The 25,573-nt window shown below is 67.5% G+C and carries 26 protein-coding genes; 9 read left to right on the top strand and 17 right to left on the bottom strand.

Annotated elements, in window-relative coordinates:
- Positions 1 to 10: 10 nt before the first annotated feature.
- From BLV15_RS12710 to BLV15_RS12675, 8 genes are all read right to left on the bottom strand, one after another.
- On the bottom strand, positions 11 to 928 hold the full coding sequence (locus tag BLV15_RS12710; RefSeq protein ID WP_090228712.1) for a dihydrodipicolinate synthase family protein: 918 nt from the start codon (positions 926 to 928) through the stop codon (positions 11 to 13).
- A gap of 208 nt (positions 929 to 1,136) precedes the next feature.
- The gene (locus BLV15_RS12705; RefSeq protein ID WP_090228709.1) at positions 1,137 to 2,174 is read right to left on the bottom strand and encodes a trans-3-hydroxy-L-proline dehydratase; all 1,038 of its coding nucleotides are present in this window, start codon (positions 2,172 to 2,174) and stop codon (positions 1,137 to 1,139) included.
- Between the two features lie 13 nt (positions 2,175 to 2,187).
- Positions 2,188 to 2,910, bottom strand: coding sequence for an amino acid ABC transporter ATP-binding protein (locus BLV15_RS12700; RefSeq protein ID WP_090228707.1), 723 nt, complete (start codon positions 2,908 to 2,910; stop codon positions 2,188 to 2,190).
- Entirely contained in the window at positions 2,903 to 3,553 is a 651-nt protein-coding gene (locus BLV15_RS12695) for an amino acid ABC transporter permease (protein ID WP_090228705.1), read from the bottom strand. The genes BLV15_RS12700 and BLV15_RS12695 overlap by 8 nt, the downstream gene beginning before the upstream one ends.
- Before the next feature lie 10 nt (positions 3,554 to 3,563).
- Entirely contained in the window at positions 3,564 to 4,229 is a 666-nt protein-coding gene (locus tag BLV15_RS12690; RefSeq protein WP_090228702.1) for an amino acid ABC transporter permease, read from the bottom strand.
- The gene (gene lhpI / locus BLV15_RS12685) at positions 4,222 to 5,988 is read right to left on the bottom strand and encodes a cis-3-hydroxy-L-proline dehydratase (RefSeq protein ID WP_090228700.1); all 1,767 of its coding nucleotides are present in this window, start codon (positions 5,986 to 5,988) and stop codon (positions 4,222 to 4,224) included. The genes BLV15_RS12690 and lhpI overlap by 8 nt, the downstream gene beginning before the upstream one ends.
- Positions 5,989 to 6,111: 123 nt before the next feature.
- On the bottom strand, positions 6,112 to 6,924 hold the full coding sequence (locus BLV15_RS12680) for an ABC transporter substrate-binding protein (protein WP_090228698.1): 813 nt from the start codon (positions 6,922 to 6,924) through the stop codon (positions 6,112 to 6,114).
- Positions 6,925 to 7,187: 263 nt separating this feature from the next.
- Positions 7,188 to 7,934: an AraC family transcriptional regulator gene (locus BLV15_RS12675; protein ID WP_090228696.1), complete on the bottom strand. Its 747-nt coding sequence runs from the start codon at positions 7,932 to 7,934 to the stop codon at positions 7,188 to 7,190.
- A 112-nt stretch (positions 7,935 to 8,046) separates the two neighbouring features.
- Here BLV15_RS12675 and BLV15_RS12670 point away from each other — a divergent pair, with 112 nt between their 5' ends.
- Both BLV15_RS12670 and BLV15_RS12665 read left to right on the top strand, forming a co-directional pair.
- Entirely contained in the window at positions 8,047 to 9,342 is a 1,296-nt protein-coding gene (locus BLV15_RS12670) for an SLC13 family permease (protein WP_090228693.1), read from the top strand.
- A 190-nt stretch (positions 9,343 to 9,532) separates the two neighbouring features.
- A complete protein-coding gene (locus BLV15_RS12665) occupies positions 9,533 to 10,507 on the top strand; it encodes a sensor domain-containing diguanylate cyclase (protein WP_090228691.1) in 975 nt (324 codons plus the stop codon).
- Here the strand turns inward: BLV15_RS12665 and BLV15_RS12660 are convergent.
- Complete coding sequence (locus tag BLV15_RS12660) at positions 10,498 to 12,753, bottom strand: putative bifunctional diguanylate cyclase/phosphodiesterase (protein ID WP_090228689.1); 2,256 nt, start codon at positions 12,751 to 12,753, stop codon at positions 10,498 to 10,500. The two genes, BLV15_RS12665 and BLV15_RS12660, sit on opposite strands and share 10 nt — an antisense overlap.
- A 254-nt stretch (positions 12,754 to 13,007) precedes the next feature.
- On the opposite strand from BLV15_RS12660, the gene BLV15_RS12655 reads away from it, so the two are divergent.
- Positions 13,008 to 13,349, top strand: a complete 342-nt coding sequence (locus BLV15_RS12655; RefSeq protein ID WP_090228686.1) for an FKBP-type peptidyl-prolyl cis-trans isomerase — start codon at positions 13,008 to 13,010, stop codon at positions 13,347 to 13,349.
- Between the two features lie 60 nt (positions 13,350 to 13,409).
- Here BLV15_RS12655 and BLV15_RS12650 read toward each other — a convergent pair whose 3' ends face one another.
- Positions 13,410 to 13,697 carry a hypothetical protein gene (locus tag BLV15_RS12650; RefSeq protein WP_090228684.1) on the bottom strand — a complete coding sequence of 96 codons (288 nt, stop codon included), beginning with the start codon at positions 13,695 to 13,697 and terminating at the stop codon, positions 13,410 to 13,412.
- Positions 13,698 to 14,010: 313 nt separating this feature from the next.
- Complete coding sequence (locus BLV15_RS12645; RefSeq protein WP_090228682.1) at positions 14,011 to 14,190, bottom strand: hypothetical protein; 180 nt, start codon at positions 14,188 to 14,190, stop codon at positions 14,011 to 14,013.
- A 217-nt stretch (positions 14,191 to 14,407) separates the two neighbouring features.
- Here BLV15_RS12645 and BLV15_RS12640 point away from each other — a divergent pair, with 217 nt between their 5' ends.
- The 3 genes from BLV15_RS12640 to BLV15_RS12630 are packed head-to-tail and all read left to right on the top strand — an operon-like array spanning position 14,408 to position 16,404.
- A complete protein-coding gene (locus BLV15_RS12640; protein ID WP_090228680.1) occupies positions 14,408 to 15,010 on the top strand; it encodes a LemA family protein in 603 nt (200 codons plus the stop codon).
- A complete protein-coding gene (locus tag BLV15_RS12635) occupies positions 15,007 to 15,762 on the top strand; it encodes a TPM domain-containing protein (RefSeq protein WP_139210723.1) in 756 nt (251 codons plus the stop codon). Before BLV15_RS12640 ends, BLV15_RS12635 begins: the two co-directional genes overlap by 4 nt.
- A gap of 24 nt (positions 15,763 to 15,786) precedes the next feature.
- Complete coding sequence (locus BLV15_RS12630) at positions 15,787 to 16,404, top strand: TPM domain-containing protein (protein ID WP_090228677.1); 618 nt, start codon at positions 15,787 to 15,789, stop codon at positions 16,402 to 16,404.
- A 73-nt stretch (positions 16,405 to 16,477) separates the two neighbouring features.
- Here the strand turns inward: BLV15_RS12630 and BLV15_RS12625 are convergent, their stop codons facing one another.
- Positions 16,478 to 17,071, bottom strand: a complete 594-nt coding sequence (locus tag BLV15_RS12625; protein WP_139210722.1) for an outer membrane protein assembly factor BamE — start codon at positions 17,069 to 17,071, stop codon at positions 16,478 to 16,480.
- 189 nt (positions 17,072 to 17,260) lie between these two features.
- On the bottom strand, positions 17,261 to 17,725 hold the full coding sequence (locus BLV15_RS12620; RefSeq protein WP_090228673.1) for a RidA family protein: 465 nt from the start codon (positions 17,723 to 17,725) through the stop codon (positions 17,261 to 17,263).
- Positions 17,726 to 17,974: 249 nt separating this feature from the next.
- Here BLV15_RS12620 and BLV15_RS12615 point away from each other — a divergent pair, with 249 nt between their 5' ends.
- From BLV15_RS12615 to BLV15_RS12605, 3 genes are all read left to right on the top strand, one after another.
- Positions 17,975 to 18,373, top strand: a complete 399-nt coding sequence (locus tag BLV15_RS12615; protein WP_090228670.1) for a hypothetical protein — start codon at positions 17,975 to 17,977, stop codon at positions 18,371 to 18,373.
- Positions 18,374 to 18,436: 63 nt separating this feature from the next.
- On the top strand, positions 18,437 to 19,096 hold the full coding sequence (locus BLV15_RS12610; RefSeq protein ID WP_090228668.1) for a glycosyltransferase family 2 protein: 660 nt from the start codon (positions 18,437 to 18,439) through the stop codon (positions 19,094 to 19,096).
- 9 nt (positions 19,097 to 19,105) lie between these two features.
- Entirely contained in the window at positions 19,106 to 19,951 is an 846-nt protein-coding gene (locus BLV15_RS12605) for a glycosyltransferase family 2 protein (protein WP_090228665.1), read from the top strand.
- Here BLV15_RS12605 and BLV15_RS12600 read toward each other — a convergent pair.
- From BLV15_RS12600 to BLV15_RS12585, 4 genes are all read right to left on the bottom strand, one after another.
- A complete protein-coding gene (locus BLV15_RS12600) occupies positions 19,926 to 20,972 on the bottom strand; it encodes a glycosyltransferase (protein WP_245728181.1) in 1,047 nt (348 codons plus the stop codon). The genes BLV15_RS12605 and BLV15_RS12600 overlap by 26 nt on opposite strands.
- Positions 20,965 to 22,098 (bottom strand): glycosyltransferase family 4 protein, encoded by a 1,134-nt coding sequence (locus tag BLV15_RS12595; RefSeq protein ID WP_245728180.1) that lies wholly within the window; start codon positions 22,096 to 22,098, stop codon positions 20,965 to 20,967. The genes BLV15_RS12600 and BLV15_RS12595 overlap by 8 nt, the downstream gene beginning before the upstream one ends.
- A gap of 78 nt (positions 22,099 to 22,176) precedes the next feature.
- Entirely contained in the window at positions 22,177 to 24,309 is a 2,133-nt protein-coding gene (locus BLV15_RS12590) for a hybrid sensor histidine kinase/response regulator (RefSeq protein ID WP_090228663.1), read from the bottom strand.
- 41 nt (positions 24,310 to 24,350) lie between these two features.
- The gene (locus BLV15_RS12585) at positions 24,351 to 25,397 is read right to left on the bottom strand and encodes a class I SAM-dependent methyltransferase (protein WP_090228660.1); all 1,047 of its coding nucleotides are present in this window, start codon (positions 25,395 to 25,397) and stop codon (positions 24,351 to 24,353) included.
- Between the last annotated feature and the right edge of the window lie 176 nt (positions 25,398 to 25,573).

Here is a 25,573-nt window from a genome sequence, read left to right as displayed (position 1 = left end):
CGGGCGTGGCTTACAGACCGACGTCCGGCAACTGGGGGCGGTTCGCCAGGGCCTTGGCCATGATGGCCTCGACGTGGGCGCGGTCTTCACCGCGCAGCAGCAGGCGCGGCGGACGGGTCAGTTCGCCGCCGCGGCCGGCGATGGCTTCGCAGAGCTTGATGCACTGCACGAGGTCGGCGCGCGCGTCGAGGTGGAGGATCGGCATCAGCCATTCGTAGATCGGCATGGCTTCGGCGAAACGGCCGGCCTTGCACAGGCGGAAGATGGTTTCGCCTTCCTTGGGGAACACGTTGGACATGCCCGAAACCCAGCCCTCGGCGCCGACGGCCAGGCTTTCCAGCACCACGTCGTCGAGGCCTGCGAAGAGGATGAAGCGGTCGCCGACTTCGTTGCGCACGTCGATGAAGCGGCGGGTGTCGCCGGAGGAATCCTTGAAGCAGACGACGTTGTCGCAGTCGGCCAGGGAAATGAGGATGTCCGGGGTGACGTCGTTCTTGTAGATCGGCGGGTTGTTGTAAACCATCAGCGGCACGTCGGCGTTCTTCGCCACGTAGCGGTAGTGCTCGGCGGTCTCGTAGGGCTTGGAGCCGTACACCAGCGCCGGCATCAGCATGACGCCATCGACGCCGGCCTTGCGCACCAGGTTGGCGGTCTTGGCCGCCGCCACGCTGGTGAACTCGGCGACGCCGCAGATCACCGGCACGCGGCCCTTGGCGGCGTCGACCGCGACTTCGGTGACGGCGATCTTCTCTTCGGCGCTCAGCGAGGTGTTTTCACCCACCGAACCGCAGACCACGAGGCCGGAGACGCCGTCGCGGATCACGTTGGAAATGACCTTGTGGGTCTCCTCGAGGTTGATCGAGAAATCGTCGTTGAATTGCGTGGTGACAGCGGGGAAAACGCCGCTCCAGTTGACCGCTCTGCTCATGGGATCTGTCTCCGGGTGCTAAATGTATTTCGTATACGATAATTGAAAGGCAATGATTTGCCACGCTTTTCTTTTCGCTCCGACGGCCGGAGCGGGTGTTGCAACGGCGTTTGAAGGATTGCTGGGGGTGTCGCTCCTGGTGGCCTCGCAATCGTTCCGCGCCGGTCGATGGCATGCCCTTGGGCCCACTCCACGCACCGGCGTTTTTCTAGATCTTCAATTCCACCGGCCAGGTATCGGAAAGCCGGTAACCGGTTGGCCAGGGGTCGCTCGGGTCCAGCAGGTGCTGATGGGTGCCGGTGATCCAGGCGCGTCCCGAGAGGCAGGGGTAGATCGCCGGGCGACCGGCCACTTCGGTCAGCGAATCGATCCGGCAATGGAATTCCGAGCCGATGATCGAGCGGCCGATGAAGCGCTCGCCGACCTTCAGCTGGCCCCTGGCGTGCAGCACCGCCATGCGCGCCGAACACCCGGTGCCGCAGGGCGAACGGTCGATCTTTCCGGGGCGGATGACCACCGCGTTGGCGGCGCTGGCGACGCCGTTGACGTACTCCACCGGGGCGGCGATCTGGCAGAACGAGATATGTCCCCAGTCCGGGTTCAGCGGGTGCACGAAACCGAGCTGCTGGTTGGCCGCCTGGGTGATCTTCAGGCCCACCGCGACCAGGTCGGCAGCCTCATCGGCGCTCAGCGAGAAGCCCAGGCGCCGCGCATCGACGATGGCGAAGCTGTCGCCGCCGTAGGCGGTGTCGACGGGAATCGAGCCGATGCCGTCCACCTCGATCCAGGCATCCAGCCTGTCGACGAACGACGGCACGTTCTTCACCTCGACCCGTTCGGCCTTGCCGTCGCGGCAGTCGGCGATGACCTCCACCAGACCGCCCGGCGCCTCCAGGGTCAGTCGGGTCTGCGGTTCGCTCATCGGCAGGATGCCGCTGTCGAGCAGCACGGTGGCCACGCACAGCGAGTTGGAGCCGGACATCGGCGGCACGTCGGCCGGCTCCATGATGATCCAGCCCATCTGCGCCTTCGGGTTCTTCGCCGGCACCAGCAGGTTGACGTGGCGGAACACCCCGCCGCGCGGCTCATTGAGTACGAAGTTGCGCAGGACGTCGTCATTCGCGATCCAGCGCGACTGTTCCCACAGCGTATCGCCCGGAGGCGGCGCGACGCCGCCGACGATCACGTCGCCCACCTCGCCTTCGGCGTGGCAACTGACCACATGGATGACCTTGCTCGAGCGCATGGCCCGGTTCCTCTTAGTTGATCGATTTCAGGAAGTCGATGGTTTCCGGCTTCTGCGGGTTGCCGATCACCTGATCGGGCGTGCCGATCTCGTGCACCAGGCCGTTGCGGAAGAACGCCACGCGGTCGGAGACGTCGCGGGCGAAGCGGATCTCGTGGGTCACCAGGACCATGGTCATGCCTTCCTCGGCGAGCAGGCGCATGGTGTCGAGCACCTCGCCAACCAGTTGCGGGTCGAGCGCCGAGGTGGCTTCGTCGAACAGCATGTAGTCCGGCGACATGGCCAGCGCGCGGGCGATCGCCATGCGCTGCTGCTGGCCGCCGGAAAGCTTGCCGGGGAACACCTTGAGCTTGTCCGCGAGGCCGACGTGGGTGAGCTGCTTCACCGCCATTTCCTCGGCGTCCTGCTTGCTCCGGCCGAGCACCTTGCGCGGCGCCAGCATGACGTTCTCCAGCACGGTCAGGTGGGGGAAGGCGTTCCACTGCTGGAAGACGATGCCAATCTTCTGCCGCAGCTTGTTGATGTCGGTGCCGGGCGCGTGGACCTCGGTGCCGTCGACGCGGATGCTGCCGCTCTTGATCGACTCCAGGCCGTTGATGCACATCAGCAGGGTCGACTTGCCGGAGCCCGAGCCGCCGATGATCGAGACCACCTCGCCCTTGTTCACCCTCAGGCTGACGCCCTTGATCACGTCCAGTTCGCCGAAGGATTTGTGTACGTTGTCGATCTCAATCATTTTCCTGCCACCTTGTTTCCAGCCGGGCGCCCAGGCGGGCGACCACCAGGCTCATGACGTAGTAGATGAGTCCCGCGATGCACAGCACCAGCAGCGGCTCCTGAATGCGCGTGACGATGGTCTGCGAGGCGCGCAGCAGTTCGACGATGCCGATCCACATCACCAGCGCGGTGTCCTTCATCACCGACAGCACCAGGTTCAGCCAGCCGGGAAAGGCCACGCGGGTGGCGATCGGCAGGACGATGTAGCGCAGGTCCTGCAGGTAGGTGAGGCCCAGCGAGCGGCTGGCGCGGCGCAGGTTGAAGGGCACCGCCAGCACGCCGCTGCGGACGATCTCGGTGCAGAACGCCGTGGCGTAGATGCCGAGCACGATGCAGGCGACGGTGAAGGCGCTCCAGTTCAGCCCGGCGATGCTCTTGAGCGAGTTGAACAGGACGAACTGGATCAGCAGCGGCACACTGCGGAACACGTCGAGCAGCCAGGACAGCGGCAGCGTGGCCCTTGGCAGCAGCGCGCGGAGCAGGCCGCAGAGCACACCGGCGACGGTGCCGATGGCCATCGCGCCGAGGGTCAGCAGCAGGGTGACCCAGGCGCCCTGGAGGAGGAACAGGAAGTCGTTCCAGGTGAAGCTGGTGGAGAACATGGTCAGCCTCTCAATAGCGGAACAGGCGCCAGGACAGTATCCGGGCGACCGCCACGATCGCCTTGGCGATCAGGTAATAGAGCACCGCGGCCAGGGCGAAGAACTCGAAGGTGCGGAAGGTCTTCACGTTGTAGTCCTGGGTCACGCCGGTGAGGTCGTTGTTCAAGCCGACGATCACCCCCAGCGAGGTCATCAACACCGCCCAGACCATCTGGTTGGTCAGCGGATAGAAAACGATCCGCAGCAATTGCGGCACCACGATCAGCCGGTACGCCTGAGCCGCGCTCATGCCCAGGGAGCGCGCGGCGCGCAGCTGGGTATCGGGCACCGCCTTGAGGCCGCCGCGGAAGTTTTCCGCGAGGTAGCCGGCGTTGTTGAAGGTGATCCCCGCGAGCAGGGCGAACCAGGAGCTGACGTGCAGGCCGAAGGAGCCCAGGCCGAAGTAGAGGATGTAGATCTGGAACAGCGACGGCGTATTGCGCGCGATGGATATCCAGGTCGCGGCGAAGCCGCGCAGCACCGGGTTGCGGCCCTGGCGCATCAGGGTCAGCAGCAGCGCGATGATCACGCCGAAGACCATCGACAGGGCAGCGGTCTCGAAGGTCACCCAGGCGCCGGCGAGCATGTCCGGCAGCGCCTTGTAGGCGGCGCGCCAGTGGAAGGTGTAGTCAAACATGGGCGGGTTCCTCCGTGGCTTCGCCGAGCTGCAGCCAGGCCGGCAGACGCCCGCTGGCGCGCCCGCTGCAGGCGGCGTCGACGCATTCGGCGAGGCTGCCGAAATGCACCCGACGGCCGACCAGCCCCGGTGCGTAGTGGGCGTACTTGCCCGAATTGGTCATCAGGGTGCGCGCGGCGGGCGGAATCACCGGTTCGCCGAGCATGCACCAGCAGGTGTCGGTGACGAACTGCGCGCCGAAGGCTTCCAGTGTGGCGACGTGGCCGGCGTCGCGGGCGCGTTCGTGGATCGTCCGGCCGCAGGTGATCACCAGCGCGGTGTCGGCATGCTTGCGACGGCCGGCGCAGAGCGCGGCGAGGCGCGCGCATTCGCTGAAGGAGAAATGCGGATTGCCCAGCGAGACCAGGTCGACCCGCGGCTCCTCGGCGCTGTTCAACTCCCACCAGCTTTCCAGCAGGTCCATGGCGCTGACGCGCAGCAGCCGTGCCGGCGCCTGGCCGCCCAGGGCGCGTTCGGCGCTGGGCGCTTCCGGCGTCACCCCGGCGATGTGGAACATCGGCGCGGCCGAGGTGGTGGCGAAGGCGGCGCCGAAGGCTTTCAGGTCGTCGAGGTCCGGCTGCGCGTGCTCCAGGCCGCAGATCACCGGGATCTCGCTGCCGCAGAGCAGGCCGACGTGGTAGCCGAGCAGCGGGTAGAAGGCATCGTCCAGCCCCTCCAGCGTCGGCAGTTCGATGCGCAGGCTGGCGTGGCGCTGGCCCGGCAGGTGACAGCCGCTGAGCGGCGCGCGGCCGGTCAGGGCGATGCAGATGTCCAGGTAGTCGGGGTATTTCAGGGTGCGCGCGCCAAGCACGCTGTTGGCGTAGACCACCGCGTTGGATTCGGCCCAGACGATCTGCTCGCCGAGGCGCGGCGCGCTGTCCAGCAGGTAGGGCGCGCAGGTGAAGCTGACCTGGGCGCCCATCTCCAGGTAGGCATCGCCGAGCGCGGCCGCGGGCTCGCCGAAAGCGGCGTCGATGCCCTGCTCGCGCCAGCGGCGCTTGTCCACCGAGATCGCGTTGAGCGTGGTCGGCACCTTCACCTGGGCGCCCCATTCCACCAGTTGGCGGGCGAAGCGCAGGCAGGCCGGGCCGGTGTAGATGCAGCCGTCGATGTGCGCCTGGGTGATGTCCAGCAGCGTGTTGGCGCCCTGCAGTTCGGCCATTCGCACGATGATGCCCATGGCCACCTGCGCGGCCCTGCCGTGGATGCCGTCGAGCATTTCGCGGTCCTGCGCGCTGAGCGTCAGGCACGGCGCCTCGGCGACGACGGTTGCCGGCGCGCCGTCGAGCGCGGCAGGTGCGCTGGCGAAACCGTCGACCCGGTTGCCCGACACCCGCACGTGGCGCGCCTCGCGCAGCGCGGCGAAGGCTTCGCGGCCAAGCGCGACCACCGGGATCGAGCGGCCGAACATCTGCTCGGCGATCAGGACGCCGAGGGTGAGAATGTCGTCGACCTGTTCCAGCAGCAGAGCTGCCGGAGCGTGGCCGTTGAGGATCAGTTCCAGCATCACGCTGCTGCCGGTGCAGGAGCCGCGACCGCTGGGAATCGCCAGCACGCGGTCGCTGACGATGGCGCCGCTGAGGGGGTGGTGGCGGTCGATGACTTCGCCGCTGAACGGGTCGATGCCGCCCCAGAAACTCAGGCCGAGATCGGCATGCAGCAGCTCGCCTTGCGCCGATCCGGCCACCAGGGCGCGGCCGCTTAGCGATACGTCAGGCATGAAGTCGTTCCCATGAAAGTGGGGTGCGCCCTGCGCACCGTGGGTCGTGCGATGCGCCGCGCTGCCTCGGAGCGGGCAGTGCGCGCGGCGCACCCTACGTGAAGCTCCGCCTATAGCGCGGACTCAGTAGTAGACGCCCGGTACGGTCAGGTTGACCGGCTTGCCGCCGACCCACTTCTCGTACAGCTCGGCGTAGCGACCGGTACGAACCTGCTGGTTGACGAACAGGTTCAGGTAGTGGATCAGGCCGTACTCGTTGCGCTTGGCCGCCAGCGAGACGTAATCGATCACGTAGGGCGCGTCGCCGGCGACTTTCAGGCCCTTGTACTTGCCGGACTTGAGGGTCGAGGCGGCGACGGTGTTGGTCACCACGGTGGCGTCGATGTGGCCTTGGGCGACGGCGAGGATGGTGTCGTTCTGGGTCTGGTAGGCGCGGAAGCTGCCGTTGCCCCAGTCCTTCACGGACTTCTCGAGGGCGATCGCCTCGAAGGTGCCGCTGGTGTTGCCGACGGGTTTGCCCTTGAGATCGTCGAAGCTGTTGATCCCGGTGTCGTCACGGGTCAGCACGACCATCTGGAAGGCGAAGTACGGCACGCTCATGGCGACCGTCTTGGCGCGCTCCAGAGTGTCCGAGGTGGAGGCGACGATCACGTCGGCACGCCCGGAAACCAGCGCGGGGATGCGGTCGGGGAAGGGGGTTTCGACGACTTCCGCCTCGACGCCGAGGACTTTCGCCAGGTCGTTGCAGTAGTCGACGTCGAAGCCGGCCGGGGCGTTCTTGTCGTCACGGAAGCCCATGGGCGGGAAGTCCAGTGTGACGGCGCAACGCAGCTTGCCGGACTCGATGATGTCGTCGAGCTTGTCGGCCTGGGCGTTACCGATCACGCAGGTAGTCATTACAGCGCTGAGGGCTACGGCAAAAGCGGGGTTTTTCATAGGTGCCTCGTTGTGAATGGAAGACGAAGGGTGTGAAGCCAGCTAGGTGATTTCGTATACGATATTTAATATGCAACGGATATGCCGGCTTTTCCCCCGGTGCCCACCACGTGCTCATGGGCCAATGCTGCCGCGGCCGAAGCGGATTTCGGGCACATGAACGGCGCTAAGTCACCCGGCTCGGGCGTGTTACATAAGGGAGCAATGCGAAGGGCGGTGCCCCAAGAGGGAACACCCTGGCGCGACGGGGAACAGCGCCGGTATCAGCGGTGCGAGTCGCGGTACTGGCTGGGGGAGAAGCCGGTCAGGGCGCGGAACTGGCGGCTGAAGGCGCTGTGGTCGGTGTAGCCGCAGCGCAGCGCGATCTCGGTGATCGACAGGTCCTGCTGCAGCAGCCGCGAGGCTTCGCCCAGGCGCGCCTTGTGGATCATCTGCCGCGGGGTGAGCTGGAAGATGCGCTTGCAGTGGCGTTCCAGCTGGGCCACCGAGAGCCCGGCGATGGCGGTGAGCTCGGCCAGGCTGATCGGCCGGGCGAAATGCTCGCGGATGTAGGCGTCCACCGCCGCCAGCTTGCCGTAGGCAGGGTGGGTCGACTGCGGCAGCTGCAGGTCGCGGGAGATGCCGGCGACGCCGATCACCGCGCCCTCGCGGTCGCGCAGCGCCAGCTTGTGGGTCAGGCACCAGGTGGGCTGGTTGCCGTAGTAGAGATGCAGCTCCAGCTGGTCGGCCAGTTGCCCGCCGCTGGCCAGCACGCGGCGATCCTGCTCGGTGTACAGCGGCCCGAATCGCGCCGGGAAGACCTCTTCGGCGGTGCGCCCGAGCAACGCCGCCTTGTCCTTGAACCCGCAGCGCTGGGCCAGCGTCTGGTTGACCAGCGCATAGCGCGCCTGGGCGTCCTTGATGAAGAACACCACGCCGGGCAGCGCATCGAACAGCGGTGCGATCTGCTCCAGGCTGGCGAGCAGGTCGGCGAGGGTGGCGGGGGCCGGGGTGGCGAGCAGATCGATCATGGGCGGGGAGAATAAGCGCCGCGCCCGGCGCGTGGTAGTGGAAACACGCGGTTTCGCCGGGCAGACTGCTGCGCTGCCGGGAGGGCTCCCGACCCATAACAAGAGAACGCACATGGATATCCAGCTTTTGCTCACCGCCGCCGTGGTGGCGCTGACCATCGGCCTCTGGGCCACGGCGAAACTGCCCGAATACCTCACCGCGCTGCTGTTCTTCGCCGCCGCGATGCTGCTGCAGCTGGCGCCGCCAGGGCTGATCTTCTCCGGTTTCGCCTCCGGCGCCTTCTGGCTGGTGCTCAGCGGTTTCGTGCTCGGCCTGGCGATCCAGCGGACCGGGCTCGCCGACCGCTGCGCCCGCGCGCTCGCCTCGCGGCTGTCCGGCTCCTACGTGCGGATGGTCTTCGGCGTGATCGGCCTGTGCTACGCGCTGGCGCTGGTGATGCCGTCGAGCATGGGACGGATCGCGCTGCTGATGCCGATCGTGCTGGCGCTGGCGGATCGCACCGGTCTCGTCGAAGGGCGACGCGGGCGGCTCGGCCTGGCACTGGCGGTGGGCGTCGCGACCTTCCAGCTGTCCTGCAGCATCCTGCCGGCCAACGTGCCGAACCTGGTGATGGTCGGTGCCATCGAGAGCAGCTACGGCCTGCACCTCTCCTACCTGTCCTACCTGATGCTGCATGGGCCGGTGCTCGGTGTGCTCAAGGCGCTGGCGCTGGGCGGCTGCGTCTGCGCGCTGTTCGCGGACCGCCTCGACCGGCGTGTGGAGCCGGAGGCCGGGCCGCCGCTGAGTCGCGACGAGAAGCGCCTGGCGCTGCTGCTGGCGATCACCGTAGGGCTCTGGGTCAGCGATTCGCTGCACGGTATTTCGCCCGCCTGGATCGGCCTGCTGGCGGCGTGTTTCTGCCTGTTGCCGCGGATCGGCTTCGTCAGCGCCGAGGAGTTCGGCAGCAAGGTCAACCACCGCACCGCGCTCTACGTGGCGGCGATTCTCGGCCTCGCGGCGCTGGTCGGGCAGAGCGGCCTGGGGCGGATGATCGGCGACGCGCTGCTGGCCTGGCTGCCGCTGGACCCCGCCACGCCGCTGCGCAGTTTCCTGTCCATCGTCGGGCTGTCGAGCGTGCTGAACTTCGTGGTCACCGCCAACGGTGTGCCGGCGATGTTCACGCCCATGGCGCAGTCGCTGGTGGACGCTTCCGGCTTCCCGCTGCTCGGCGTGCTGATGATCCAGGTGATCGGCTTCGCCACGCCGCTGCTGCCGTACCAGGCACCGCCGATCATCGTAGCGATGGCCCTGGGCAAGGTGCCGCTGCGCCACGCCCTGCGCTTGTGCCTGGCGCTGGCGGCGCTGACCTTCGCGCTGCTGGTGCCGCTGGACTACCTGTGGTTCTCGATGCTCGGCTGGCTTTCCTGACGCCTTCGCGGCCGGGAAACCGTCCCGGTTCGCTGGAGAAGGTGAAGCCCGCTGGCGAACGCTCCACGGCGCGTTCGCAACAACTTTTCCGTCGGCGGGAGCGGCAAGCGCCTTTCTATTTCGTATGATGGCACTCGGCTACCGCCTCCGGGCGCATAGCGGCCGTCCTCCTGTGGAGCAGTGCGAAGTCATGAGTACGATGCCAAACGCCAGGCGTGAGATGGAAACCGACAGCGCGGTGTACAAGACGCTGCTGGAGTCGACCCGGGCCATTCCCTGGAAGATCGACTGGAAGACCATGACCTTCTCCTACATCGGCCCGCAGATCGAAACGCTGCTGGGCTGGACGCAGGAGAGCTGGGTCGGCGTGGACGACTGGGTGGCGCGGATGCACCCGGAAGACCGCGACTACGTGGTGAATTTCTGCGTGTCGCAATCGCAGTCGGGCATCGACCATGAGGCCGACTACCGCGCGCTCACCGCCGATGGCGGCTACGTGTGGATTCGCGACGTGGTCCATGTGGTGCGCAAGGACGATGAGGTCGAGGCGCTGGTCGGCTTCATGTTCGACATCAGCGAGCGCAAGAAGGCCGAGGACCGGCTGCTGCAGCTGCAGAAGGAGCTGGAGGTGCTGTCGTTCCAGGACGGCCTCACCGGGCTGGCGAACCGTCGTCTGCTCGACCAGACCCTCGACTGCGAATGGGCCAGCGCCCAGCGCAGCGGCCTGCCGCTGTCGGTGATCCTGCTGGATATCGACTATTTCAAGCAGTACAACGACCACTACGGGCACATCGGCGGCGACGACTGCCTGCGGGCCGTGGCCCAGGCGCTGACCCAGGCGGCGAACCGGCCGCGGGATTTCCTCGCACGTTTCGGCGGCGAGGAGTTCATCCTGCTGCTGCCGGAAACCGACGAGGTCGCCGCGCGGCAGATCGCCGAACGGTGCCGGCTGCTGATCCGCACCTGCCGCATTCCCCATGAGCGTTCGCCGATCTCGCCGCTGGTCACCGTGAGCCTGGGGGGTGGGACAGTCGTGCCGTGCTCTGCCGAGCTGGCGCTGGATTTCATCGGCCGTATCGACCAGCTGCTCTACCGCGCCAAGCAGAATGGCCGCGACCGCGCCGAATTCGCCGAGCCCCCTGCCGGGCCCGCGGATCAGGCGTAGTCCTTGACCATCTGGGTGAGTTCGTCGGCGGGCAGCGCCTTGCCGAACAGGAAGCCCTGGTAATTCGAGCAACCGTTCTCCGCCAGCAACTGGCGCTGCGATTCGCTCTCCACGCCCTCGGCGATCAGCTCGAAGCCGAAGGTTTCCGCCATCTTGCTGATCGCCTGGATGATCGCGATGCTGGCGGCGCTGGGCAGGCGCTGGACGAAGGTCTGGTCGATCTTCAACTGGTCCAGCGGCAACTGCTGGAGGTAGTTGAGCGACGAGCAGCCGGTGCCGAAATCGTCCAGGGCGAAGCGGATGCCCTCGCGCTGCAGCGAGGCGATGTGCAGGCGCGCCTGGTCCAGGTCGACGATCAGCACCGATTCGGTCAGCTCCAGTTTCACCCGGTGCGGGTCGACGCCGCTGCTGCGGATGATGTCCAGCACCTTGGGCACGAAGTTGGTCTGGTGCAGGTGGATCGCGCAGATGTTCACCGACACCGGCAGGCCGGCGAGCCTCGGCTCGTGCTGCCATCTAACCAGCTGGCTGCACACCCGCTTGAGCAGCCAGCGGTCGAGTTCCGGAAGCAGTCCGGCCGCGGCGGCGACCTGCAGGAAGCGGTCGGGCGCCACCAGGCCCCATTGCGGATGCTGCCAGCGCAGCAGCGCCTCGACGCCCATCACGCCTTTCTCGTCGCTCCATTGCAGTTGATAGAAGACGCGGAATTCCTCGCGGCAGATGCCCTCGCGGATCTGCTCCTCCAGGCGCAGGCGCGAGGAGATGACCACCTGCATGGTAGGGTCGAAGAAGCGCAGGGCGTTCTTGCCGTTGGCCTTGGCGGAGTACATCGACAGGTCCGCCCACTGCAGCAGTTCGTTGCCACTGTGCTTGTGGTTGAACAGGACGATGCCGACGCTGCCGCTGATGCAGTGCTGGCCCTGCTCCAGGTCGTAGGGTTCGCGCAGCGTCTCCAGCGCCTGCTGGCCGACATGGCCGGCCTGGCGCGCGGCTTCCTGCGGCGCGTGGGCGAGGCCCTCGAGGAGGATGACGAATTCGTCGCCGCCCAGCCGCGACACGGTGTCGGTGGTGCGGACGATCCGCTTGAGCCGCTGCGCGACCGTGATCAGCACCTGGTCGCCGGCCTCATGGCCGTACAGGTCGTTGATGGTCTTGAAATTGTCGAGGTCGATGAACAGCAGCGCGCCATGCTGGCCGGTGCGGGTACAGGCGGCCTGGTCCACGCGCAGGCGCTCGATGAAGTAGCGCCGGTTCGGCAGGCCGGTGAGGGCGTCGTAGAAGGCCAGCTGGCGGATCTGCTGCTCGCTCTCGCGGCGCGCGGTGACGTCGCGGGTGACCATCACCACTGCGCGCTTTTCGAACAGCGGCCTGTCGATGGCCTGCGCGCGGGCCTCGAAACTTCGCTTTCGGCCGCCTTCCTCCAGGCTGTACTCGATGGCCTGCGGTGCCGCGCTCTCCAGCGCCTGGGCGATCCAGGCGATCAGCCGCTCGGCCTGCGGCTTGGGCAGCACGTCGCTGATCAACTGGCCGATCTTGCTGCTGTCCTCGGGATCGATGTGGTGCCGGGACGGGGAGATCACCTCTCGATAACGTCCGTCCTCGTCGACCACGAAGAGCAGGTCCGGAATCGCGTGGGTGATGGCGCTCAGCCGTGCCTCGCTGTCGCGCAGGGCATGCTCGGTCTCGTTGCGACGCTGCTGGCCGCGCAGCAGGGCGACCAGCAGCAGGGTAGTGGGCGGCATGGTGATCATCATCGCCACCGCCGTTTCGCTGAAGGACACCTCCAGCGCTCCCTGGAACTGGCTGAGCATCAACAGGCTGACGGCGTGCACCAGCAGGCCGAAGACCAGCAATTGCGTGCTGCCCTGGGTGATACGGCCGGACTCCGAGGCATGTCGGTAGACCAGCCCCATCAGGGCGGCCAGGAGGATGCTGACCACGCCGGGATAGGCGCCGACGCCGCCGATCCACAGCCGGTAGCAGCCGGCGATGACGGCCGACATGATCGCCACCAGTGGCCCGCCGAGCAGGCCGGCCACGCTCACCAGCGCCAGTCGCGCATCGACGATGATGCCGTGGCCCAGTTCGATGGGGTCGGCCATGCTGGCCACGCAGATCAGCCCGAAGACCGTCCCCAGCACCAACTGCGACCAGACCACCCGATGTCCCCAGTGCTGCCAGATGCGCGATTGCAGCCAGCACAGCGCCAGCAAGAGGGCAGCGTTGCGTATGAAGTCCAGAAGCATGGAGTTCCCCCCTCCCCAACCCAACCCAAACCGGGCCGTGACTAACGCGACTATAGAACTCAGAACCTCATACGACCGTTCGAGTGCTAACCGGTCATCGGATGAAGCCCTGCAGGCCGCGGATGGCGGGGGATTGAGCAAGGAGGCAGCGGCGATTGGCGCACTGTGTTCGAATGGCGTCCCGGCGCTTGCGCGCGTGCCAGAGCGGCTCGCGGGGCGCTGGCTATTCGACCAGGCAGGGAAGGAGAGAAACGATGTGCGACGACCTGCAGGTGATCGACCTGGTAGTCGGCGAGGGCAAGGCGGTGGTCAAAGGCGCCTTGATCACCACCCAGTATCACGGCGTACTGGAAGACGGCACGACCTTCGATTCATCCTACGAGAAAGGCCGGCCGTTCCAGTGCGTGATCGGCACCGGTCGGGTGATCAAGGGCTGGGACCTTGGCCTGATGGGCATGCGTGTCGGCGGCAAGCGCCGGCTGCGGGTGCCGGCCCACCTGGCCTATGGCGAACGGCAGGTCGGTGAGCGCATCCCGCCGAACGCCAACCTGCAATTCGAGATCGAGCTGCTGGAAGTGCTGACCCGCGACGACTGAGCGGACCGCACGGGCCGGATCGCGCGGACCCGGCCTCATGCCCCGCATCAATGCGGAGCCTCAGACCACCTCGACCAGATCGAGAAACACCATACCGCCACGCAACTCCAGTTTCAGTCCTCTGAAGTTGCCGGCGATGCCGTCGCGGAAGGACAACTGGCCGTCCGCGTCCTTGCCGTCGTAGAAGAAGGTGTCGCCGGTGATGCGGCCCATCTGCCGGTAGTTCTCGTAGAAGATCCCGCCGAGGAAGTGGCCGTCCCAGTAGCTGCCGTCGGCCGGGTCCTGGATGCGGTACATGCTGCAGGGTTTCATGCCTTCGGGCAGGGTCGGGGATTGTGCGTCGCTCATGATTGCTCCTTTCTCGTGTTGGCCGGCGCGAGGAGGCGCGCCGGCACGGTTCGCCGATACCTCCGGCGGGCAGGCATGGGACCGGCAAAACCGCCCGATGTCGCCCGGATGTCTCGAAAGGCTAGCCCGCCCATCGGTGCCGGGCGCTCCAGCTGACCGGTGGCCGACCGGCGCCACATGCCCGTCGTTGCGCGCTTCATGCGCAGAACATCCGTTGCACCACCGCCCGCAGCGATGCCGGCTTTTTGAGGTTCACGTCTTTCACCGGGCATGAAAAAGCCCGGACTCGCCGGGCTTCGGTGGGCGATGAGGCTCAGCTGGGCTGCCCGGAGGCGTCTTCGCCCGCTATGTCCGGATCGTCCGGACTGACCTCGGTTTCCAGGTCGTGTGGGCGCTGCTGGTCCGGGGTGTTTTCGATAGCCGGATCGCGGCTGAAATCGCCTTCCTCGGCAGGCTTTTCGACGGTGTCGGGATTCTGCTCGTTAGTGTTCATGACTACCTCGCAATGAAGCCGTGAGTGGCTTCACTGCATTCGATCGCCGCGCTGCGGACAACGTTCAGGTGCGCGCCGTACCGGCGGTCCGGGCAGCGCTTCGGCCCTCGTCGGCGGATTGGCGTAAGGTGGTCGCACTGAGCGGCGCCCCTGAACTCGCACGGGTGCGTCGCTTCTAAGGGATACCCCGACTTCCATGCCCAAGGAGCTACACCCCATGCGGACTTTTCCCAACAGCCTCCGGCTGACCTTCCTCCTCCTGCTCGGCAGCCTGCTGACGGGGTGCGGGGTGAACAACATCCCGCAGTACGACGAACAGGTGAAAGCCGCCTGGGCACAGGTGGAAAACCAGTATCAACGCCGCGCGGACCTGATCCCAAACCTGGTCGAGACGGTCAAGGGCTACGCCAAGCAGGAACAGGAGACCCTGACCCGGGTGATCGAGGCGCGGGCCAAGGCTACCTCGATCCAGGTCGATGCCAGCACCCTCGACGATCCGCAGAAACTGCAGCAGTTCGACCAGGCGCAGCAACAGCTCAGCGGCGCGTTGAGCCGGCTGATGGTGGTTTCCGAGCGTTACCCGGACCTGAAATCGAACCAGAACTTCCTCGCCCTGCAGTCGCAGCTCGAAGGCACCGAAAACCGCATCGCCGTGGCGCGTCGCGACTTCATCGCCGCGGTGGAGCGCTACAACACCGAAATCCGCACCTTCCCCGGCCGTCTCTGGCAGATGACCCTGTACCGCGACATGCAGGTGCGCGAGAACTTCAAGGCCACCGCGCCGAACGCCGAGCAGGCGCCGAGCGTGAACTTTCAATGAGGCCATGGCTGCGTCCGGCGCTGGCGCTGCTGCTCGGCGCCTGCGCGCTGCTGGCGCAGGCCGTGGAGTTTCCCGCGCTCAGCGGGCGGGTGGTGGACCAGGCCAGCCTGCTCGACGCGCAGACCCGCGCGCGGCTGGCGCAGATGCTCGAAGCGCACGAACAGGCCAGCGGCGAACAGGTCGTGGTGGTCACCCTGGCGAACCTGCAGGGCAACGTGATCGAGGATTACGGCTACCAGCTCGGCCGTCACTGGGGCATCGGCCAGAAGGGCAAGGACAACGGGGCACTGCTGATCGTCGCGCGTGACGAGCGCAAGGTGCGCATCGAGGTCGGCTACGGCCTCGAGGACCGGCTGACGGACGCGCAGGCGTCGATCATCATCAACAGCGTGATCCTCCCGGCGTTTCGCCGTGGCGACTTCGCCGGCGGCATCCGCGAGGGCACGGGCGCGATCATCCAGGTCCTCGGTGGTGACCCCCTGGCGCAGCCGGCGGCGTCGTCCTCCACCGGCCATTCCGAGCAGCGCCTGCCGGGCTTCGCGTTCTTCGTCCTGTTCGTCATCGTCATGCTGATGTTGCGTGGCGGCGGCGGAAGGGGCGGGCGCGGTGGCGGCCGCTCGGTGCTCAGCGGGGCGATCCTCGGCAGCGTGCTCGGCGGGGGTGGGCGCTCCGGCGGCGGCTTCGGCGGGGGCGGTGGTTTTGGCGGCGGCGGTGGCGGCTTCGGCGGCGGCGGTGCGTCCGGTGGCTGGTAACTCCGAACGGATACGGGAAACACGATGAGCTTACTCAGCGACAGCGAGCAGAAGCAGGTGGCCGACGCCATCCAGCGCCTCGAGCGCGACACCGACGCCGAACTGGTCACGGTGCTCGCCGCCCGGGCGGACGACTACAGCTACATCCCGCTGCTGTGGGCCGCGCTCCTCGCGCTGCTGGTGCCGGGCATCGTCAACTATCAGCCGTTGTGGCTGAACGCCCACGAACTGCTGCTGGTGCAGTGGCTGACCTTCATCGGCCTCGGCCTGCTGTTCCGCCTCAAGCCGCTGACCACCCGCCTGGTGCCGCGCGGCGTGCGGCACTGGCGGGCGGCCAACCTGGCACGGCGGCAGTTCCTCGAACAGAAACTGCACCACACCGAGGGCGGCACCGGGATGCTGATCTTCGTCTCCGAGCAGGAGCGCTACGTGGAAATCCTCGTCGACCACGGCATCTCCAGCCGCATCGGCGATGACACCTGGGCGGCGATCGTCGGCGAATTCACCCGCGCCGTGCGCCGGGGCGAAACGCTGCACGGCTTCCTGGCCTGCATCGAGGCCTGCGGCGAACACCTCAAGCGCCACGTGCCCGCCACGCACACGCGCAACGAACTGCCGGACCGGCTGGTGATTTTCGATTGATAAAGGGCGGAACGGGGGGATTGCGAGGGCGTTATCGGCGCCTGGAGCGCCGATAACGGACGGCAGGCGCGGCCTACTTGGAACCTGAAGACGTGTATTCGACGTTGCTGACGACATCGTTCGGATCGAAGGAAACCACCAGCGACTTGCTATAGAACTTCAGATTGAACACGGTCCCCGTCGTTTGCGAGTAGCTGTAAATCAGCGCTTTTTCGTTTTGCTGCGGAATCACCGGGAAAATTGCCTCGCCAGTGGGTTTTCCCAACAACGACACCACATCGGCTCGCGTCGATTTGCCTTTGATGATCATCGGCACCTTGTCGCCGTCGAAATCGGTCACATCCTCCTTGAACGAGCTCATGAACTCCTGACTGGTGAGCACACCGTCCAGGAAGGTGTAGGTCAGCGAGCGCGCCGCGATCACGCCTGGATACGCGCCGACACCGGTGTTCTGCGCATAAACGTAAGTGGCCACGTCGAGTTTCTTGTCGTTCTTGGTGATTTCGCCGGTTCGTTCGGGTTTCCCCAGTTTCTGTACCACGTCCGATTTGGTCGACGTGCCGGTTGCCAGTGCGTCGGCTGCCGGCCTGACGAAATTGCTCCCTGCACATCCAGACAGCAAGGCTGCTGCCAGAACCACCATCGATACCGCACCCTTTAGTTTCATCGTCTCTCCTTGGCTGGTGGATGGATAAATGCCCGTCACGTCCACCGGCGTGCCGAGCTTGAGAGCAATGTATCCGCGGGTATCCCGGCCTGTGTCAGGCCTCCTGGCAGAGGCCTTTGGACTCCACCGAAACAGTGTGCGAACTATTCAACCCAACTTCGCCAGAGCGCCGCAAGCCTGGGTCGGGCCTCAGCCCTTCACCGCGATCGCGGTGATTTCCACCAGCCAGCCCGGCGGCACCAGGCGGATCACCTGGGCGCGGGTACGGGTCGGCACACGGGGTTGCTCGGCGGTGCCGAAGTAGCGGTTGTAGACCGCCGAGAAACCCTCGAAATCCGCGGCGCCGTCCAGCGCCGGGTCGCCGACCAGCAGGGCCTGCATGCTGATCAGGTCGCCGAGGGCATAGCCGTGGCGTTGCAGGGTCGCGGCGATCTGCTCGATCACGCTGCGGGTCTGGGCGGCGGTGTCGCCGTAGGCGGCGACGCTGCCGGGCGCTGCGCTGGCGTCGATGATGGCCGGGCCGACGCCGCTGAGCACCAGTTGTCGCGCGCCGCCCGGTATTTCTATGGCTTCGGCGAATTCGCGTGCCCAGGGCTCGACGCCGTGGGCCGGGTTTAGGTGGCGGACGACTGCGTCCGGCTGTTGCTCGCTCATGGGCACTCCTCGGGGTGACGGGACGCCGAGCTAAACGCAGGCGGACGGGGTTTGTCGACCGCTTTCGCCGGGCGGGCCGCAGGCGACCTATCGGGCTGGATCGGGCGTTTCCGGTCATCCGTCCGGTTTTCGCAACCTGTGCGGGGCCGCAGCGGACTAAACCTTGGCAGCGCGGAAACGCCGCCGTCTCCGGCTCATGCGGAACGGCGCCGGTACGGCTGCAGCGCTGAGGTTTTTTTGGAGAACACCATGAGAGCTCGTCACCGGATCGGCAAGATCGCCACGCGTTCCCCCTTCGATACCCCCGTAAACCTGCGCCGCGCCTGCGCGGCCGTCGCGCTGTCGCTGTCCACGGTACTCGCGGCGCCTGCCATCGCGGCGGATTGCTCCACCACCGACGCCAAGGGCAATCAGTGCATCAAGGAGTTGTACAACACCTCCAAGCCCGACGCCGCCGGCGTCAGCCATGACATCGCCTTCCAGAACAGCTGCGACCACGACGTGATCGTCGACGTGCGGCGCAAGAGCGGCGACATCGTTTCCAACGAGGTCGCCGCCGGCAAGCAGAGCAAGCTGAGCTGCGTCGACCACGAGGGCTACTCGCGCAACTGCGGCGGCTTCGAGTCCTGGAAGGCGCGCTGCGAATGATCCAAGCCTGATCGGCGCCCCGCCGGGGCGTGCCGACACCATTGCGTTACCCGAGGGCGTTCCATGATCGGTGTAGTCATCCCTGCACATAACGAAGAAGAATGTCTTGCCCGTTGCCTGCGCGCCGTCATGCGCGCGGCGGAGCACCCGCAGCTGGCCGGTGAACCGGTCCATGTGATGGTGGTGCTGGACGCCTGCGACGACGGTTCCCGCTGGGTCGTCGAGCAGTATCCGGTCAGCCTGCTGGAGATCCACGCCCGCAATGTCGGCGTCGCCCGTGCCGAAGGCGCGGCACGCCTGATCGCCGCCGGGGCGCGCTGGATCGCCTGTACCGACGCCGACACCCTGGTGCCCGAGGACTGGCTCGCGGCGCAGCTTTCCTACGGCGCCGACGCGGTTTGCGGCGTGGTCGAGGTGGATGACTGGAGCGCGCATTCGGCCGACGTGCGCAGCCGCTACGAAGCCGCGTATTTCGACCAGGAAGACCATCGGCACATCCACGGCGCCAACTTCGGCATCAGCAGCAGTGCCTACCTGAAGGCCGGCGGCTTCCCCGCGCTGACTGCCCACGAGGACGTGCACCTGGTGCGCCGCCTGCAGGAGATAGGCGCGCGCATCGCCTGGAGCCGCTCGGTGCGGGTCAAGACCAGTTCGAGGCTGGAGTGCCGCGCGCCTGAGGGCTTCGGGCATTACCTGCGGTCCCTGGCCAACGCCGCGCTGTAGCGCCCGCCGATGAACGTGATCACGCTGGTTCACGGGCGTGCGACGCAGCTCGCCAACCTGATCGCCGGACTCGAGCAGTCGACCGTGCCGGTGGCGGCCTTGTGGGTGGTGTGGATGAACGAGGCGCCGAGTCCGCTGCACAGCGAGCGTTTCGCGATCCACGTGCTGCGGGTCGACGGGGCGAACGGCGCGCTGCCCCTGGCGCGCGCGCGCAACGCGATCCGTGGACGGGACCAGGCGCAGCCCTGGGTGTTCCTCGACGTGGACTGCATTCCCTCACCGGGGCTGCTGAGTGGTTATCGCCAGGCGCTGCGGGCACACCCGCAGGCGCTGCACCTGGGCGAGGTGCGCTATCTGCCACCGTCGGCCAACGACCCCGGCTGGACCGCGCAGAGCCTGCACGCCGCCAGCGTCGCCCATCCGCTGAGCGTGTTTCGCGGCGAAACCGGGCAGCCGATGCCGCATCACCTGTTCTGGTCGCTGAATTTCGCCTGCCGTGGCGAGGTGTTCGAGCGCATCGGTGGCTTCGACGACGGCTACCTGGGTTACGGCGCCGAAGACACCGACTTCGCCTACCGTGCCCGCGAACGCGGCGTCGAGCTGCGCAGCGCCGACGCCCTGGCCTATCACCAGTACCACCCGACCTACCGCCCGCCGCTCAACCACTTCGCGGCCATCGTCGCCAATGCCCGGCGTTTCCATGCGCGCTGGAACGAGTGGCCGATGGGCGACTGGCTCGGCGGTTTCGCCGAGCGTGGCCTGATCGACTGGCGCGACGACGAAATAGAGGTACTGCGTCAGCCCAGCGCCGCCGAGATCGCCGCCTGTTTCAACGAGGCCCGCACGGGCTTCTGAAGGTTTCCGCCATCACGTTCTCGATGATCGCCGCGCAGCGCGCCGTGGCCTGCGCATCGGCCCAGGCCTGCCAGGTACGCGGGTCGAGCCCCTCGGCACGGGCCAGCAGCGACGGCCACCGGCTCGCCTCCGGCCAGGCCTCCAGGCCAATGGCCACGCCCAGTTGTTCCAGCCGCCGCGCCTGCTGCAGTTGCTCGTCGAAGGGACGCTCTTCGGCGATGGCGATGTAGCGGCAGCCCAGCGAGGCGGCCTCCGCCACCAGGCTGTCGCCGGCACTGCCGATCACCACCTCCGCGCGGCGCATTTCGTCCGCCGGATCGTCCAGCGTGCCCAGGTAGGTGAGGTTGTCGGGCACTTGCGTCGGTTTGCCCTGGAGGGCGCCGGCGACGTACAGCGAGCGTTGCGGGCAGGCGCGGGCCAGCTCGGCCAGCCCGGCGTGGCTGAAGGCGCTGCCGCCGCGCCCGTTGATCACCAGCACGCGGCCCGCTAGCGGTTCGACGGCCGCGCTGCCGGCGTAGCGCGACACCCAGCCCGCGTAACGGGTCTTGACGAGCACCTCGGCGGGCGTGTCGGGGCTTTCCATCGCCGGCGGAAAGGGCGCCAGCAGCGCCGTCGCGGTGGCGTAGGCCTGGCGGTGCGCGGGGTCGTCGCGGCGGCCATGCTGGCGCAGGTAGAGGGTTGGCACGCCGAACAGCCGCGCCAGCAGCGCGACCTCTACCGAGACGTCGACCACCAGCAGGCACGGCCAGGTCGCGCGCATCCAGTCGCCGAGCAGGCCCATGCGTTCGCGCAGGCCGTCCACCGCCAGCGGCGCGTAGTGCAGGGTGTCGAAGCGCTCGACGCGCATGCCCGGGGCGGTGTCGCCGGGCAGATCCAGGCGCCCGACAGAGGCCGGCAGCGGCGGCAGGTTGGAGCCGATCAGCGTCACCGGGCAATCCAGCTGCCGGGCGATCGCCAGCGCACGGGTGGCGTGACCGGCGCCGTGGTGATGGACGTAATAGCCGACCTGCGGTTCAGCCATGCGCGTGGCTCGCCACGACATCGCGCAGCAGCTGCTCGTAGCGCGTCAGCATCAGCTCGTGGCTCCACTGCGCCTCTGCGAGGCGCCGGCAGGCCGCTCGCGATTTGCCTCGCGCCACCCGCAGAGCATCGGCGAGGCCCGCCACGTCGCCCGCCGCGGCGAGCGCTCCGGTGTTCTCGTCGAGGAGGTCGGCCAGCGCGCCACGGTCGAAGGCGGCCACCGGCGTGCCGCAGGCCAGCGCCTCGGCGACCACCAGGCCGAAGGGTTCCTCCCAGCACGGCGTGACCAGTGCCACCGAGGCCCGCGCCAGCTCCTCGACCAGGGCCTCGCGCGGCAGGTGGCCGAGGTACTCGACGCCGTCGCCCAGGCGCGGCGCGATCTGTTCGGCGAAATAGTCCGGATCGACCGCGTGCCCGGCCAGGCGCAGCGGCACGCCGGCGAGCCGGGCCGCGTCGATGGCCAGGTGCGCGCCCTTGTCCGGCACCAGCCGGCCGAACCAGAACGCGTGCTCGCCGGGCTCGCCGCGCGGCGACCAGTGCGCCAGGTCGATGCCGTTGGGAATCACCGCGCAGTCGGGCAGCAGCTCGGCCCAGGCCCGCGCATTGGCCGCGGAAATGGTGCAGAAGCGCGCGTTGCGCGGGCTGCTGCGCAGGGCGCGGTAGGCGTTGATCAGCTCGAAGAACGGCGGCGTATGCAGCACCGTCAGCATCGGTGTGCGGATCATCGAGGCCATGGTCGCCGGCACGTAATGCAGGCTGTTGTTGAAGACGATGTCGAAGCCGTGGTCGTCGATGCCCTGCATCACCGCGAGGTAGGCGTGGTGTTCCTGGAGGTAGTCCTCCGAGAGGCTGGCGTGTCGCCGCGCGCCGTTCACGTAGGTGTCGTCGCTCCACACCGGCACCAGGTTCAGCTCCGCCGCGCTGGACGAGCTGGCGAACAGCGTCACCGCGTGGCCGCGTTGCTGGAGGCCGCGGGTGATGTCGTAGGTGAAGGCTTCCAGGCCGCCGGCGAAGGGCTGGCGGATCGGATGCTGGATGTGCGTGAGCACGCCGATGCGCAGCGGCGCCGGCGGCGCGGCCGGGTCGATGGCATCGGTGAGGACGGGTTCGAGAAGGGGCAGCCGCATGGCGCGTATCCGCTGGGGGGGTTGCTGTTCGAGGCTGCGCGCCGGGTTTTGGTTCTGCCGGTTGTCGGCGCGCGGCGCTCAGCCCGCGCCGCGGCCCGCCAGCACCGAGCGAAGCATGCTTTCCAGCGCCTGTGGCGTGTAGGGTTTGCTCAGCAGGTGGGTGTCGGCGCTCAGTTGCTGGTTGCGCGAGATGACGTCGCGGGTGAAACCGGAGGTGAACAGCAGCGGAACCGGCGGCATCTGCCGCCGCGCCCAGTCCGCGAGGTCGCTGCTCTTGATCCGGCCCGGCATCACCACGTCGGTGAAGATCAGGTCGACCCGCGTGCCCTCGTCGAGGAGCTGCTGGGCGAGCTCGCCGTTCGCCGCGGTCAGCACCCGGTAGCCCAGCTGTTGCAGCAGTTCGACCGCGGTGGCGCGCACGCCCGCGTCGTCTTCCACCACCAGGATGGTTTCGCCGCCGCACGCGCTGCATTCGTCGCTCGCCTGCGGCTCTTCATCCGGCGCGTTGCGCGCACTGCGCGGGAAGTACATCTGCACCGTCGAGCCGACGCCGTGCTCGCTGATGATTTCGGTATGCCCGCCGCTCTGCTTGACGAAGCCGAACACCATGCTCAGGCCGAGGCCGGTGCTGTGGCCTTCGGGCTTGGTGGTGAAGAACGGCTCGAACGCGTGTTCCAGCACCTCCTGGGTCATGCCGATGCCGTTGTCGCACACCGACAGGCACACGTAGTCGCCGGGCTCGACCTGCTTGCCGGCGCAGAAGGCTTCGTCGAGGGTGACGTTCTCGCCGGTGATGCGGATGGTGCCCTCGCCCTGCATCGCATCGCGGGCGTTGATCGCCAGGTTCAGCAGGGCGTTCTCCAGCTGGTTGCGGTCGACGTAGATGGGCCAGGAATCCCGCGGCAGTTGCACGTCGAGGTGGATGGTTTCGCCCAGCGCGCGCTGGAACAGTTCGCCGAGGCCCTGGTAGATGCGCAGCGGGTCGCACTGGGTGGGCTGCAACTGCTGGCGGCGGGCGAAGGAGAGCAGCTGCGAGGAGAGCTTGGCGCCACGGTCGACGGCGCCGAGTGCGACCTGCACATAGCGCTGCGCGCGCTCGTTGGCCGGTTCCAGGCGTGCCAGCAGGTGCAGGTTGCCGGCGATCACCTGGAGCATGTTGTTGAAGTCGTGGGCGACGCCGCCGGTGAGGCCGCCGATCGCCTCGAGTTTCTGCGACTGGCGCAGGCGTTCCTCGACCTCTGAACGCGCCTGCACCTCGGCCTCGACGCGCTGCTCGAGCTGGTGGGTGAGCTGCAGCAGTTCATCCTCGGCGATCTTGCGTTCGTGGATGTCGATCAGCACGCCGGGGAAGCGCAGCGGCTGGCCCTGTTCGCCGAACTCGCAGCGGCCGCTGGCGAGCACCCACTGGTAACTGCCGTCGGACTGGCGGATGCGGTACTCGGCCTTGAAGGGCACGCGCAGGGCGATGGTTTGCTCGACCTGGCGGTTGAGGTGGTCGAAATCGTCCGGGTGGATCATCTGCATCGCCCTGTCGTTCGGCAGGCCCTGCTCTACCTGCTCCACGGGCAGGAGGAACGTCCGCGCGAAACGCGCATCGCCGGACAGCAGGTTGGTCTCGAGGTCCCAGACGAACAGGCCGCGCACGGCGCCGGAGCTGAGCGCCAGGTGCAGGCGCTCGTTGGCTTCGCGGTAGGCGGACTCGGCTTCCTGGCGGCGCCGCTCGGAAACCATCCGCTCGGTGGTCTCCACCACGATCGCCATCACGCCCGCCGGCGCGCCGTCGTCGCCCGGCACCGGGCTGTAGTAGAGGTCCATCCACACCTCTTCCGGCTTGCCGTGGCGCAGCAGCACCAGTTCCTTGTCGCGGTAGGAGAGGGTGCCGCCGGCCAGGCAGGTGTCCATCACGTTGCGGTTGAACTCGGCGACTTCCGGCCAGCCCAGCTCCACCGGCGAGCCGAGGAGGTAGGGATGGCGGCCGCCGGCGAACACCGAGTAGGCGTCGTTGTAGATCATGTAGCCGGGACGCCCCCAGAGCATCACCAGCGGCACCGGCGAGCCGAGAAGGAACTGCACGGCGTTGCACAGGCTGTGCGACCAGCCTTCCAGTGGCCCCAGCTCGGTGGTGGACCAGTCGAAGGCGCGGATACGTTCGGACATCTCGCCACGCCAGCCTTGGCAACCGTGGCTCTGGGACAGGAAGGGAGAAGGCATCGAATCACTCGTGGTGTGGCTTGCCGACCGGCTCGGCTGGTTCAGCTTCGAGCGTTATAAACGGGAATAATTCGCCGTCGTGCGGCGCGAGGCTGCGCCTTCGCCGGCCGCGGGCTCTCCACGCTCGATCGCCCAGGGATTCCCGGGGCCCAGTCCTGGCGGAAGACCAGCGCCTTGAGGCCGCCGTCGGCCTCGATGTCGGCGAACTCCGGCGGGTTTTCCAGGCGTTCGACGAAGCGCAGGGCGGGGGCCTCGCGGGCCATGCCGTCGACGAGGAAGTCGGCGCCGATGCCCGGATCGTTCACGCAGGCCAGCACGCTGCCGCCGGCGTTCAGCAGTTCGGGCAGTCGGCGGAGGATCTTCTGGTAGTCCTGAGTCAGCGCGAAGCTGCCCTTCTGGAAGGACGGCGGGTCGATGACGATCAGGTCGTAGGGGCCGAGCTTGCGCACCTTGCCCCAGGACTTGAACAGCTCGTGGCCGAGGAAGCTGACGCGCTGCAGGTCCTGATCGTTGAGCCGGTGATTGTCGCGTCCCCGGCTCAGCGCGGCGCGCGCCATGTCCAGGTTGACCACCTGTTCGGCGCCACCGGCCAGCGCCGCCACCGAGAAGCCGCAGGTATAGGCGAAGAGGTTCAGCACGCGCTTGCCGGCGGCGTTGGCCTGCACCCAGCGGCGACCGTAGCGCATGTCGAGGAACAGCCCGCTGTTCTGCTTGCGGCCGAAATCCAGCAGGAAACGCAGGCCGCCTTCGCTGATCACCGCTTCCTCGATGGCCTCGCCGATCAGCGCCTCGGTGGCGCTGTCGGGCAGGTAGCGGTGCTGCAGCAACAGGGTCCGCGCGCCGCTGCTCCGCCAGGCGGGCGTTTCGCCCAGCGCCCGCAACAGCCGCTTCAGCGCGTCGAGTTCCTCCGCCGCCGGCTCGCGGAACAGGCACACCAGCAGCACGCCCTGCATCCAGTCTACGGTGATCTGCTCCAGCCCCGGCCAGCGCCGGCCGCGGCCGTGGAACAGGCGGCGCGTTTCATCGGGAAGCGCCGCGAGCGCGGCGTGCAGGTGCTGGTTCAGGGTGGCGAGGGCGTCGGCGTTCATCGGGCGGATTCGCAGGAGGGGGCGGCATTCTAGCCGCCACGCGCGTCGCTGCCGAATCGCGCTGCTGGATTGCCCACGACACCGGGCGGTGCTGGGCGATACTCCGGCTGGTGGGTTACGGCGCGGAACCCCCGCGAATGCCCGGACCGGCGCGGAGCGCCTGACCCACCCTACGG

The sequence above is a fragment of the Pseudomonas kuykendallii genome, from assembly GCF_900106975.1.
Lineage (GTDB): Bacteria > Pseudomonadota > Gammaproteobacteria > Pseudomonadales > Pseudomonadaceae > Pseudomonas_O > Pseudomonas_O kuykendallii.
This window is presented reverse-complemented; position numbering and strand designations above follow the sequence as displayed.